Source organism: Streptomyces filamentosus (genome assembly GCF_014654895.1).
GTDB classification, from domain to species: Bacteria; Actinomycetota; Actinomycetes; order Streptomycetales; family Streptomycetaceae; genus Streptomyces; species Streptomyces filamentosus.
In genome coordinates, this window is sequence record NZ_BNBE01000001.1 from 1206927 (window position 1) to 1219810 (window position 12884).

The 12884-nt window shown below is 73.5% G+C and carries 8 protein-coding genes; 4 read left to right on the top strand and 4 right to left on the bottom strand.

From position 1 onward, the window contains the following. Positions 1–5: 5 nt before the first annotated feature. From IE326_RS05195 to IE326_RS05205, 3 genes are all read right to left on the bottom strand, one after another. Entirely contained in the window at positions 6–773 is a 768-nt protein-coding gene (locus tag IE326_RS05195; protein WP_150231845.1) for an enoyl-CoA hydratase/isomerase family protein, read from the bottom strand. A gap of 92 nt (positions 774–865) precedes the next feature. Beyond that, a complete protein-coding gene (locus tag IE326_RS05200) occupies positions 866–2101 on the bottom strand; it encodes a L,D-transpeptidase (protein ID WP_190040935.1) in 1236 nt (411 codons plus the stop codon). Between the two features lie 237 nt (positions 2102–2338). After that, the gene (locus IE326_RS05205; protein ID WP_150231841.1) at positions 2339–3556 is read right to left on the bottom strand and encodes a L,D-transpeptidase; all 1218 of its coding nucleotides are present in this window, start codon (positions 3554–3556) and stop codon (positions 2339–2341) included. A 187-nt stretch (positions 3557–3743) separates the two neighbouring features. Between IE326_RS05205 and glgX the strand changes: the two genes are divergently transcribed. The 3 genes from glgX to IE326_RS05220 all read left to right on the top strand — a co-directional run bounded on the left by glgX (position 3744) and on the right by IE326_RS05220 (position 9979). Further along, positions 3744–5945 carry a glycogen debranching protein GlgX gene (gene glgX, locus IE326_RS05210; RefSeq protein ID WP_150231839.1) on the top strand — a complete coding sequence of 734 codons (2202 nt, stop codon included), beginning with the start codon at positions 3744–3746 and terminating at the stop codon, positions 5943–5945. A gap of 342 nt (positions 5946–6287) precedes the next feature. Further along, on the top strand, positions 6288–8126 hold the full coding sequence (locus IE326_RS05215; protein WP_190040936.1) for an ABC transporter ATP-binding protein: 1839 nt from the start codon (positions 6288–6290) through the stop codon (positions 8124–8126). Continuing rightward, entirely contained in the window at positions 8123–9979 is a 1857-nt protein-coding gene (locus IE326_RS05220; protein WP_190040937.1) for an ABC transporter ATP-binding protein, read from the top strand. Before IE326_RS05215 ends, IE326_RS05220 begins: the two co-directional genes overlap by 4 nt. 56 nt (positions 9980–10035) lie before the next feature. Here IE326_RS05220 and IE326_RS05225 read toward each other — a convergent pair whose 3' ends face one another. Further along, positions 10036–10296 carry a hypothetical protein gene (locus IE326_RS05225; protein WP_190040938.1) on the bottom strand — a complete coding sequence of 87 codons (261 nt, stop codon included), beginning with the start codon at positions 10294–10296 and terminating at the stop codon, positions 10036–10038. Positions 10297–10795: 499 nt separating this feature from the next. Here IE326_RS05225 and IE326_RS05230 point away from each other — a divergent pair, with 499 nt between their 5' ends. Beyond that, on the top strand, positions 10796–12823 hold the full coding sequence (locus tag IE326_RS05230) for a M4 family metallopeptidase (RefSeq protein ID WP_150231830.1): 2028 nt from the start codon (positions 10796–10798) through the stop codon (positions 12821–12823). Positions 12824–12884 lie beyond the last annotated feature (61 nt).

A 12884-nucleotide genomic window follows, 5' to 3' on the forward strand; every position in this document is an offset into this window, starting at 1 on the left:
GGGGATCAGGCGAACTTCGCCTTGCCCGGCCCCTCCTCGACGAAGCTGCGCATCCCGGTCTCCCGGTCCGCGGTGGCGAACAGCGCGGAGAACCAGGTCCGTTCGAGGGCGAGACCGGTGTCGATGTCGGTCTCCAGGCCCTGGTCGACCGCCTCCTTCGCGGCGCGCAGCGCCACCGCCGGGCCCTGGGCGAGCTTCGCCGCCCAGGCGTGCGCCTGCTCGTACACCTCGGCGGCCGGGACGACCCGGTCGACCAGGCCGAGCGCGAGCGCCTCGTCGGCCTTCACCATCCGGCCGGTGAAGATGAGGTCCTTGGCCCTGGAGGGGCCGACCAGGCGGGAGAGCCGCTGGGTGCCGCCGGCGCCGGGGATCAGGCCGAGGAGGATCTCGGGCTGGCCGAGCTTGGCGTTGTCGGCGGCGATCCGGTAGTCGGCGCAGAGGGCGAGCTCGCAGCCGCCGCCGAGGGCGTAGCCGGTGATCGCGGCGACGACCGGCTTGGGGATGCGGGCGACGGCGGTGAAGGAGTCCTGGAGCGCGCGCGACCGCTCGACCATGGCCACGTGGTCCATGACCTGCATCTCCTTGATGTCCGCGCCGGCCGCGAAGACCTTCTCGCCGCCGTACAGGACCACGGCGCGCACGTCGTCGCGGTCGGTGGCCTCCCGGGCCAGCTCGCGCAGCCGGTCCTGGGTGGCAATGTCCAGCGCGTTCATCGGCGGGCGGTCGAGGCGGATCGTGCCGACGCCGTCGGCGACTTCGAGGTTCACAGTCATGGGGAAGAGGTTAGTGGGCGTTAACGCGGAAGGGCCCGGTGCCGTTGCTCACAGGGTGAGCGGCACCGGGCCCTTCGCGCGGGCGGGGGACCTTACGCGGTCCACTCCTCCCAGGAGAGGTTCCAGCCGTTCAGGCCGTTCTCCGGCTTGATCTGCTTGTCCTTGGAGTTCTTCACGACGACGACGTCACCGATGATCGACTTGTCGAAGAACCAGGCGGCCGGGGTGGAGCTGTCGCCCGCGCCCCGGGTGTCCGAGAGGCCGACGCAGCCGTGGCTGACGTTCTGGGAGCCGAAGGTGGACTTCGGGGCCCAGTAGTTGCCGTGCACGAAGGTGCCGGAGGTGGACAGGCGCATGGCGTGCGGCACGTCCTTGATGTCGTACTCGCCGCCGAAGCCGACGGTGGCCCCGTTCATGCGGGTCACCTTGTACTTCTCGCTGATGACCATCTGGCCGTTGTACGTGGTCGTGGACGGGGCGCCCGCGGTGATCGGCAGGGTCTTGATGACCGCGCCGTCGCGCTCGACCACCATCGTCTTGGCGCTCGCGTCGACCGTGGAGACCTGGCGGCGGCCGATGCTGAAGGAGTACGTCTTCTTCTGCTTGCCGTAGACGCCCGGGCGGCCCTCGACGCCGTCGAGGTTCAGCTCGACGGTGACCTTGGTGCCGGCCTTCCAGTACTCCTCGGGGCGGAAGTCGAGGCGGTCGTTGCCGAACCAGTGGCCCTCGATCTCGACGGCCGGCTCGGCCGTCACCTTGATGGCCTTCTCCACGGCCTCCGGGTCGGTGATGCCCCGGGTGAAGTTGATGGAGACCGGCATGCCGACGCCGACGGTCGTGTCGGCCTCCGGCGTGTAGTGGCCGATGAAGGTGTTCTTCGGGACCAGCGTGGTGAAGGTGGTGTCCTTGGCCGACTCGCGGCCTGCGGCGTCCTTCGCGATCGCGTGGACCTTGTACTGCGTGCCCGCCGACAGGTGGGCCAGCGGCTCCCAGCTGGCGCCGTCCGCCGCGATCCTGCCCTCGATCGCGGTGCCCTTGGAGTCGGCGACGGTCACCGTCGTCAGCCTGCCCTGCTCGGCGGTGACCTTGAGGGCCCCGCTGGTGGCGACCGAGTCGGCGCCGTCCTTCGGCAGGACGGTCACGACCGCCTGGGAGGCGGCGTTGTCCGGGGCCCCGGTCTCCCGGCCGGCGCCGGGGTCCGGAGCGGTCCGGGCCGGCTCCTCGCCGCCGCACGCGGTCAGCACCAGCAGCAGTGCGCCCGTGGCCAGGGCTCCGAGGCGGACGCTCCGCCGCCGTGCCGACGCCCCCGATATCGGCTGCCCGTTCACTATGGTCTTCTCCCCTCGCACGACCCGGCATCGGCCGGGCCCCACCCCCTGTGCGCACGTCCCGCGCACGGCGCTAGATAATCACACCGCAAGACACGAAAGCTCCACGTGAATGTCACCGTTCAGTCCCAGTCGGGACGGACCGGGAGGCAGCCGGGGAGCGCCGCGCGTCCGGCCCCCGCCCGGCACCGCCGGCCGCCCCCTCCCGGAGGTCTTCGGCCGCCCGCCCCTGCGCCGTCAGTCGAGCGCGGACCCCTCCTTCCAGCGCTTCCAGTCCAGGTTCCAGCCGCCCAGGCCGTTGTCCGGGGAGACCTTCCGGTCCTGGGAGTTGACCACCTCCACGACGTCCCCGATCAGGCTCCGGTCGAAGAACCAGCCCGCCGGGGTGTCCGCCCCGCCGCCCTTCACGTCCCGCAGCCCCACGCAGCCGTGGCTGACGTTGGCCGAGCCGAAGGTGGCGGGGTCGGCCCAGTAGTTGCCGTGGATGAAGGTGCCGGACTCGGTGAGCCGCATGGCGTGCGGCACGTCCTTGATGTCGTACTCGCCGCCGAAGCCGACCGTGGCGCCGTTCATCCGGGTCACGTCGTACAGCTCGGTCACCACCATCCTGCCGTTGTACGTGGTGGTCTTCGGCGCGCCCGCGGTGATCGGCAGGGTGGCGAGGAGCCGCCCGTCCCGCCGCACCTCCATGGTGTGTGCGGCGGCGTCGACCAGGGAGACCTGGGAGCGGCCGACCGTGAAGCCGACCGTCTTGCGCTGGATGCCGTAGACGCCGGGGGCCCCCTCGACGTCCCGCAGTCCCAGCTCGACCGTCACCTTCGTGCCGGGCGCCCAGTACGCCTCGGGGCGGAAGTCGAGCCGCTCCTTGCCGAACCAGTGGCCGGAGACCTCCACAGGCGGGTCGGCGGTGACCCGGATGGCCCGCTCCACCTCCGCGCGGTTCTCGACCGGCCGGCTGAAGCCGAAGGAGACGATCATCCCGGCGCCGACCGTGGAACGGTTCTCCGGGGTGAAGTAGCCGATGAAGCGGCTCTCCGGGACCACCGTCGTGAAGGTGGTGTGCCGGGCCGAGCGGCGGCCGTGCGCGTCGAGCGCCACCGCGTCCACGCTGTACTTCGCGGCGAGCGCGAGCCGGGTGCCCTCGGCGGGCCGCCAGCGCAGCCCGTCGGTCCCGATCGCGCCGGGGACGGCGGAGCGGCGCCCGTCCGCCACCTGGGTCACGCTCACCCGTTCGAGCCGCCCGCTGTCCACCCGTACCTCCAGCGGCCCGTCCGCGGGCACTCCCCCGCTGCCGTCCTCCGGGCTGACCCGGATCACGTCCCCGGGGGCCCTGGCCTGGCCCGGGAGACCCGGGACGCCGCCCCCTCCCCCGTCCGGTCCGGTGCAGCCGGCGAGGCCCGCGAGGAGCCCCGCGACCGCGAGGAGACGCCCTGCCCGTTCCCATACACGTGTCACGCGTGGCCCAACGACGACCCCCCTCCAGGGGAAACGTGCGGGCGGGCCATGTTGGGGGGACGGCCGGGCGGGCACAACAAGGGGGAAGTGCCGGGATGACGAGGGTGCGGGAGGACGCGCGGGGCGGGGGCCGGGACGCCCCCGCCCCGGCACGCGGGCCCCGCCGGAGCCGCGGGAGGCCAGGGCGGTGTCGAGCGCAGCCGAACAGCAGGCGGTACCGGAGCGCGCCCCGGGGCGGCCCGCGCCCCCCGTGTGGCCGGGGACGCCCACCCCCCTGGGCGCCCGCTGCCGGGTCGGCCCGGACGGCGTCCGGGGCACCAACTTCGCGCTGTGGGCGGGCGGTGCCGAGGCCGTGGAGCTCTGCCTCTTCGCGCCGGACGGCACCGAGACCCGGCTGCCGCTGACCGAGCTCACCCACGAGATCTGGCACGGCTTCGTGCCCGGGATCGGCCCCGGACAGCGGTACGGCTACCGGGTGCACGGCCGCTGGGACCCGTGGACCGGCGCCCGCTGGAACCCGGCGAAGCTGCTCCTCGACCCGTACGCCCGCGCCGTCGACGGGGACTTCGCGCTGCCGCCCGAGGTGTACGGGCACGTGCGGGACTGGCCGCAGCAGCACGTCGCCGACACCGTCCGCGACGAGCGGGACTCCGCCCCGCACGTGCCCAAGGGCGTCGTCGTGCGGGACGACGACGACTGGTCCGACGACCGCAGGCCCAAGACGCCCTGGCAGGACTCGGTCATCTACGAGCTGCACGTCAAGGGCTTCACCGCCCGGCACCCCGGCATCCCCGAGCACCTGCGGGGCACCTACGCGGGCCTCGCCCACCCGGCCGCGGTCGACCACCTCGTACGCCTCGGGGTGACGGCCGTCGAACTGCTGCCGGTCCACCAGTTCGCCCACGAGGACCACCTGCTGCGCCGCGGCCTCACCAACTACTGGGGCTACAACTCGATCGGCTACTTCGCCCCGCACGCCGGCTACTCCTCCTCCGGCACCACCGGGCAGCAGGTCGGCGAGTTCAAGCGGATGGTGCGGGCGCTGCACGCGGCCGGCATCGAGGTCATCCTCGACGTCGTCTACAACCACACGGCGGAGGCGGGCGAGCTGGGCCCCACCCTGTCGCTCAAGGGCATCGACAACCGCGGCTACTACCGGCTCCAGTCCGACGCCCGCAGGTACGCCGACTACACCGGCTGCGGCAACACCCTGCACGTCGTCCAGCCGCAGGTGCTCCGGCTCATCACCGACAGCCTGCGCTACTGGGTCACCGAGATGGGCGTCGACGGCTTCCGCTTCGACCTGGCGGCGGCGCTGGCCCGGTCCATGCACGACGTCGACATGCTCTCCCCCTTCCTCGCCGTCATCGCCCAGGACCCGGTGCTGCGCCGGGTCAAGCTCATCGCCGAGCCGTGGGACGTCGGCAACGGCGGCTACCAGGTCGGCTCCTTCCCGCCGCTGTGGACCGAGTGGAACGACCGCTACCGGGACGCCGTGCGGGACTTCTGGCGCGGCGCCCTGCCCGACGTCCGGGACCTCGGCTACCGCCTGTCGGGCTCCAGCGACCTGTACGCCTGGGGCGGCCGCCGCCCCTACGCCTCCGTCAACTTCGTCACCGCCCACGACGGCTTCACCCTGCGCGACCTCGTCACGTACGAGCGCAAGCACAACGAGGCCAACGGCGAGGGCAACCGCGACGGCACCCACGACAACCGCTCCTGGAACTGCGGCGCCGAGGGCGAGACCGACGACCCGGAGATCGGCGCGCTGCGGCTGCGGCAGCTGCGCAACCTGCTCACCACGCTGCTGCTCTCCACCGGCGTGCCGATGCTCGTCGCGGGCGACGAGATGGGCCGCACCCAGGGCGGCAACAACAACGCGTACTGCCAGGACAACGAGATCGGCTGGCTCGACTGGTCCCTCCCCGAGGACCCGGGCCGCGCCCAGCTCCTCGCCCTCACGCGCCGGCTGCTCGCCCTGCGCCACCGCCACCCGGTGCTGCGCCGGCGCGCCTTCTTCTCCGGCCGGCCGCAGGGCGCCGACGGGCTGCGGGACCTCGCCTGGTTCGGCCCCGACGGCGCCGAGATGACCGAGCGGGACTGGTACGCCCCCTCCGCCACCCTCGCCCTCTACCTGTCCGGGCGGGACATACCGGGCCGGGACGAGCGCGGCGAGCAGGTCCTCGACGACAGCTTCCTCGCCGTGCTCCACGCGGGCCCGCGCCCCCTGGACTTCCGGCTCCCCGGACCCCCGTGGGCGCACGCCTACGAACGGGTCCTGGACACCGCCCTGGAGGACCAGACCGCGCCCCCGGGCACCCGCCACCCCGGCGGGTCGGTGCTGGCGGTGGGCGCCCGGTCGGTGGTGCTGCTGCGGGTGGCGGAGTGAGGCGGCGGCTCCGGAGGGCTCCCGGGCCGGACGGGCGCCGGGCCGCGGGGTCCCCGGCCCGGCCACCGCGGCGCGACGGCGGTGGCCGGGGCGGGGGCGGGGTGCGCCTCCCCGTGGCGGGCCGGGGCGCGGTCCGCCGGGCACCCCCGCGCGGGGTCGTCGGCTGCCGCTCCCCCCGTGGACGGCCCCGCGCGTCCGATCAGTGTGGGGCGGGGCGGGGGCGGTGTCGTCGGCTTCCGGCGCACGGTTCGTAGGCACCGGGCGCACGGCGGGGGCATTCGGAAGACGGGCGTCCGAAAATCGGGTGAGGCGTGTCAGTGGTGACTCATAGAGTCGGACCTGATGCCCGAGAAACCTGACACCCCCGACGCCCCCGGCCCCTCCGACGTCCCCGGCACCGCGGGGGGCCGGCCCGCCGGCCGTTCGGCCGTGCGGGTGCTGCTGCGGCTGTGGCCGTACCTCCGGCCCGTGCGCGCGCGGTTCTTCACCGCCGCCCTCGTCGCGATCGTCGCCTCCTGCCTGTCGCTGGTCATCCCGCTGGTCCTGAAGTGGCTGGTGGACGGGCCGGTCGCGGACCGCGACCCCGGCGGGGTGTGGCTGGGGGCGCTGTACCTGCTGCTGCTCGGCTTCACCGAGGCGGCGCTCTTCGGCCTCCGGCGGTGGCTGGTGGCCCGTCCGCTGTCCTCCGTGGAGGCGCGGATGCGGGAGGACCTGTACGGCCGGCTCCAGCGGCTGCCGATCGCCTTCCACGACCGGTGGGCCTCGGGGCAGTTGCTCTCGCGCGGCACCACCGACCTCATGATCATCCGGATGTTCCTGGCCTTCCCGCTGACCTTCCTCCTGGTCAACGCCGTGACGATCGCGGCGGGCTGCGCGCTGCTGCTCGCCCAGGACCTGTCGCTCGGGCTGGTGCTGCTGACACCGGTGGTGCCGGTGGTGGTGCTCTGCTCGTACTTCGAGCGGCGGTACGGGGTGGTGGCCCGGCGCGCCCAGGACCAGGTGGGCGACCTGACGACGGTGGTGGAGGAGAGCGTCCTCGGCATCCGGATCGTCAAGGGCTTCGGCCGGCACCGCAGCCAGGCGGAGTCCTTCCGCCGGCTCGCGGAGCTGCTGCGCTCCACGGAGCTGTCCAAGGCGCGGCTCCTCGCCACGATCTGGGCGCTGATCACGGTCCTGCCGGAGCTGGCGATCGGCGCCGCGCTGGTGCTCGGCTCGGTGCGGGTCGCGGACGGCGACCTGTCGGCGGGCACCCTGGTGGCCTTCCTGTCGACGGCGCTGGCGCTGCGCTGGCCGGTGGACTCGATCGGCTTCCTGCTGGCGATGAGCCAGGAGGCGGTGACGGCGACGGAACGGTACTTCGAGGCGATGGACGCGGAGGAGGAGCGGGACGCGGCCGCCCCGGCGGCGGCGGAGCCGGTCGCCGACGGGCTGCGCTTCGAGGGCGTGTCGTTCCGCTTCCCGGACGCCCCGGACGGGTCGCCGCCGGTGCTGGACTCCGTCGACCTGCACGTCCGGCCGGGCGAGACGCTGGCGCTCGTCGGGGCCACCGGCTCCGGCAAGACGACGCTGACCGCGCTGGTGCCGAGGCTGCACGAGGCGAGCGGCGGCCGGATCCTCCTGGACGGCGAGGACATCGCCCTGATGGAGCGGGAGCGGCTGCGCACCCTGGTGTCGGTGGCCTTCGAGGAGCCCACCCTCTTCTCGGCGAGCGTCGCCGAGAACGTGCTGATGGGCGCGGGCGCGGCGGCCGGGGAGCCGGAGCTGGCGCGGGCGCTGGGCGTCGCGCAGGCGGACGGTTTCGTCGGGCGGCTGCCCGAGGGCGCCGGGACGCAGGTCGGCGAGCAGGGGCTGAGCCTGTCGGGCGGTCAGCGGCAGCGGCTCGCGCTGGCCCGGGCGGTGGTCGGCCGACCGCGCTTCCTGGTGCTCGACGACCCGCTGTCGGCGCTGGACGTGCACACCGAGGCGCGAGTGGAGGCGGCCCTGCGCGAGGTGCTGAAGGAGACGACGGCGCTGGTCGTGGCGCACCGGCCGTCGACGGTGATGCTGGCCGACCGGGTGGCGCTGCTGTCCGGCGGCCGGATCGCGGCGGTCGGCACCCATCAGGAGCTGCTGCGGAGCAGCGCGGAGTACGCCTGGCTGATGTCGGGCGAGGGCACGGGCGAGGGAGACGGGCGGCGATGACGGAGACCACACTCGCGAAGCCGGTGGAGGACGCCGCGCCGGCCGGGGAGGACGGGGCGGGCGATCCGTTCGACCGGGACGACCTGCCCGCGCCGCGCGGGGCGACCGGGGCGCTGCTGCGCTCGCTGCTGGCCGGGCACCGGTTCCGGGTGGCGGTGGCGGCGGTGGTGCTGCTGGTGAAGGAGGCCGCCGTCCAGGCGGGCCCGCTGCTCGTGGCGTACGCGATCGACCGGGGGGTGCCGGCCTTCCGGGCCGGGGACCACGGGCCGCTGCTCGCGGTGGCGGCGGGTTATCTGCTGTGCGCGGTGGGCGCCGGGGCGCTCCAGTACGTCTTCGTGCGGGGCGCGGCGCGGATCAACCAGGACGTGCTGCTCGACCTGCGGGGGCGGATCTTCCGGCACGCGCAGGTGCTGAGCGTGGACTTCCACGAGCGGTACACCTCGGGGCGGCTGATCTCCCGGTCGACGACGGACGTGGAGTCGCTGCGGGAGCTCCTGTCGGAGGGGCTCCAGGAGCTGATCGGGGTGGTGCTGTCGTTCGTCTCGATCGCGCTGGTGCTGCTCTGGCTGGACCTGGGGATCGGGGCGGTGGCGGTGGCCTCGTTCGGTCCGCTGTACCTGCTGGTGCGGGCGTACCGGCGGCGGGCGGGCGCGGTGTTCGCGGAGCGGTCGACGGCGATCGCCGGGGTCATCGTGAAGTTCGCGGAGACGATGAACGGGATCCGGCCGGTGCGGGCCTTCCGCCGGGAGCGGGTGAACGAGGCGGAGTTCGGGGCGCTCAACCGCCGGCACGAGCGGAGCAACGGCGACGCGCTCCTGGAGATGGCCCGCTACGTGGTGGGCTCGCGGCTCGTGGCGAACACGGCGGTGGCCGGGATGTGCCTGTGGGGCGCCTACCGGGTGGCGGACGGTTCGCTGGAGCTGGGCGTGCTCGCGGCGGCGGTGCTGTACGTGCGGCGGCTCTACGACCCGATCGACCGGCTCGGGATGTTCCTCAACTCGTACGAGTCGGCGGCCGCGTCGCTGGCGAAGATCGCGGGGCTGCTCGCGCAGGAGCCGGGGGTGCCGGAGGCGGTGGCGCCGCGCGCGCTGCCGGAGCGGGCGGGGGCGGAGCCGGGCCGGGAGGTCGTCTTCGACGGGGTGCGGTTCGCGTACCGCACCGGCGGCGAGGTGCTGCCCCGCTTCTCCCTGCGGATCCCGGCCGGGCAGACGGTGGCCGTGGTCGGCGCGACGGGCGCGGGCAAGTCGACGCTGGCGAAGCTGCTGGCCCGCTTCTACGACCCGACGGAGGGCCGGGTGCTGCTCGACGGGGTGGACCTGCGGGAGCTCGCGACGCCCGAACTGCGGCGCGGGGTGGTGATGGTGACACAGGAGGCGTTCCTGTTCTCCGGGACGGTCGCGGAGAACATCGCGATCGGCCGGCCGGACGCGACCCGCGAGGAGATCGAGCGGGCGGCGAAGGCGATCGGCGCGCACGACTTCATCACCGGGCTGCCGGACGGCTACGACACGGACGTGCGGAAGCGGGGCGGCCGGATCTCGGCCGGCCAGCGCCAGCTGGTGGCCTTCGCGCGGGCGCTCCTCGCGGACCCGGCGGTGCTGATCCTGGACGAGGCGACGAGCTCCCTGGACGTGCCGGGCGAGCGGGCCGTGCAGCGGGCGATGGACACGGTCCTCGCGGGCCGCACGGCGGTGGTCATCGCCCACCGGCTGTCCACCGTGGAGGTCGCGGACCGCGTCCTGGTCATGGAGGGCGGCCGGGTCGTCGAGGACGGCTCCCCGGCGGAACTGGTCGGCGGCGAGGGCCGTTACGCCGGTCTCCACCGCGCCTGGCGGGACTCCCTGACGGGCTGACGCACCGGAGTCGCCGCCCGTACCGGTTCCGCCGAGGGGGGCCGTGTACGGGCGGGTCAGCCGAGGGCGAGGACGAGGCCGAGGAGGGCCAGGGGCGGCCCTCCGGCCATGACGAGGCCCGCGCGCAGCCGGAACCGCCAGGGCGGGGGTCCGGCCGCGGCGCCGCCCGGCTCGCCCCGGCGGGCGGCGGCGAGGGCGCGGATCTCGCTCCCGCGGGCCAGGGCCCGGTCGGTCGCGCCCCGGAGGTTGAAGGCGTACCGGGCGCCCGAGACGAACGCGGCGGTCCCGAACGCGCACAGTCCGATCCCGGCGATCATCGGAGCCCCCTCCTTCCCGCCCCTCCCGTCCGCCGGGAGAGGGCCGGGTGGATCATGCCAGGGGCACGGTTCATCCGGCAATCGGCGCGGGAGGTCGGGGCGCGGACGGTCCGCCGATGCGGAAGATCTGCTTCGAGCCGAATGATTCCGGCCATCGGGCAGGTAAAGCCGTCTCGTGTCCGAGGGGCGGGACGATGCCCGGAGGGGGGCGGTCCGGATATCCGCCCCCGGCGGGATCCCCGCACGCGGAACGGGGGGTGACATCCCGTTCATGATCGATGAAACGTCCGGTTAACGAACGCACCCGTACGCGCAGCGGACGACTTCCGGCCAAGTTATTGACGCGCTCCTGACAGATACCGCCGGTAGCTGCCAGTCTCTCCCCCGGCTGATCGCAACCGCGTTCGCCGCATCACCCGCACGTGTGTCACCGCTCTGCTTGCTCCGCCCGGCCCGCCCCACCCAGCGGCCCGGTACCCCCCTCGCAAAAGGAGTTCGCGTGAGAACCACGCCCAGCCGCCGTGCCACCGCGACCGGCGCGCTCATCGCCGCCGCCGCCATGATCGCCGTCGGCGTCCAGACCGGCGCCGCCTCGGCCGACACCTTCGCGGCCGCCCCCCGGGCGCAGTCCGCCGGCAAGGCCAACCCGGGCAAGCTCCCCGCCGACCTCTCCCCCGCCCAGCGCACCGCGCTGATCAAGGCCGCCGACGCCGACAAGGCCGAGACCGCCAAGGAGCTGGGGCTCGGTGCCCAGGAGAAGCTGGTCGTCCGCGACGTGGTCCAGGACCGCGACGGCACCACCCACACGCGCTACGAGCGCACCTACGCGGGCCTCCCGGTCCTCGGCGGCGACCTGATCGTCGCCGAGTCCAAGGCCGGCGCCACCACCGGGGTCACCAAGTCGAGCCGCGCCGAGCTGAAGAACGTCGACCTCAGCGCCGACATCGCCCCGGCCGCCGCCGAGAAGCAGGCCCTCGGCCTCGCCGCCGCGGAGGGCTCGAAGAAGACCGCCGCCGACCGCGCCCCGCGCAAGGTCGTGTGGATGGCCCAGAGCGGCGCCCCCGTCCTCGCGTACGAGACCGTCGTCGGCGGCCTCCAGCACGACGGCACCCCGAACGAGCTGCACGTCGTCACGGACGCCACCTCCGGCGCGAAGCTCTACGAGTGGCAGGCCGTCGAGACCGGCATCGGCAACACGCAGTACAGCGGCCAGGTGACGCTCGGCACCGCGCCCTCGTACACGCTGACCGACACCGGCCGCGGCAACCACAAGACGTACAACCTCAACGGCGGCACCTCGGGCACCGGGACGCTGTTCTCCAACACCACGGACACGTGGGGCAACGGCCTCGCCTCCAACAAGGAGACGGCGGGCGCCGACGCCCACTACGGCGCCGCGCTCACCTGGGACTACTACAAGAACGTGCACGGCCGCACCGGCATCCGCGGCGACGGCGTCGGCGCGTACTCCCGCGTCCACTACGGCAACGCCTACGTCAACGCCTTCTGGCAGGACTCCTGCTTCTGCATGACGTACGGCGACGGCGCCGGCAACGCCAAGCCGCTCACCTCCATCGACGTGGCCGCGCACGAGATGACGCACGGCCTCACCTCGGTGACCGCCAAGCTCGTCTACAGCGGCGAGTCCGGCGGCCTCAACGAGGCCACCTCGGACATCTTCGCGGCGGCCGTCGAGTTCTACGCCAACAACGCCAACGACAAGGGCGACTACCTCGTCGGCGAGAAGATCGACATCCGCGGCAACGGCACCCCGCTCCGCTACATGGACAAGCCGAGCAAGGACGGCTCGTCCAAGGACGCGTGGTACTCGGGCATCGGCTCGATCGACGTCCACTACTCCTCGGGCCCGGCGAACCACTTCTTCTACCTGCTCTCCGAGGGCAGCGGCGTCAAGACCGTCAACGGCGTGACCTACGACTCGCCGACCTCCGACGGCCTGCCGGTCACCGGCATAGGCATCGACAAGGCCCGTCTGATCTGGTTCAAGGCCCTCACCACCAAGTGGGGTTCCTCGACCAACTACGCGGGCGCCCGCACCGGCACGGTCGCGGTCGCCGAGGAGCTGTACGGCGTCGGCAGCCCCGAGTCCCTCGCCGTGCAGAACGCCTGGGCCGCCGTGAACGTCGGCACCCGCCCCGGCACGACCCCGCCCACCGGCAAGGTCTTCGAGAACACCGCCGACGTCACCATCCCGGACTCCCCCGGCGCCGCGGTCACCTCGACGGTCAACGTCACCGGCATCACCGGCAACGCCCCGTCGAACCTCTCCGTCGGCGTGGACATCGTCCACACCTACATCGGTGACCTCGTGGTCGACCTCGTCGCCCCCGACGGCTCGGTCTACAACCTGCACAACCGCACCGGCGGCAGCGCCGACAACATCGTCCAGACCTACACCGTGAACGCCTCCTCCGAGGTCGCCAACGGTGCCTGGAAGCTCCGCGTCCAGGACAAGGCGGGCGCCGACACCGGCTACATCAACGCCTTCAAGCTGACCTTCCCGTAACCCGGGAGGCGAAAGCCCGAAGCGCGCGGGAACACACACGACGGACGCCCGGAGGGACCCT

Excerpts from the sequence above, each read along its gene's own strand:
- IE326_RS05220 (WP_190040937.1), top strand. The coding sequence starts at position 8,123 with ATGACGGAGACCACACTCGCGAAGCCGGTGGAGGACGCCGCGCCGGCC.
- IE326_RS05225 (WP_190040938.1), bottom strand. The coding sequence starts at position 10,296 with ATGATCGCCGGGATCGGACTGTGCGCGTTCGGGACCGCCGCGTTCGTC.
- IE326_RS05215 (WP_190040936.1), top strand. The coding sequence starts at position 6,288 with ATGCCCGAGAAACCTGACACCCCCGACGCCCCCGGCCCCTCCGACGTC.
- IE326_RS05195 (WP_150231845.1), bottom strand. The coding sequence starts at position 773 with ATGACTGTGAACCTCGAAGTCGCCGACGGCGTCGGCACGATCCGCCTC.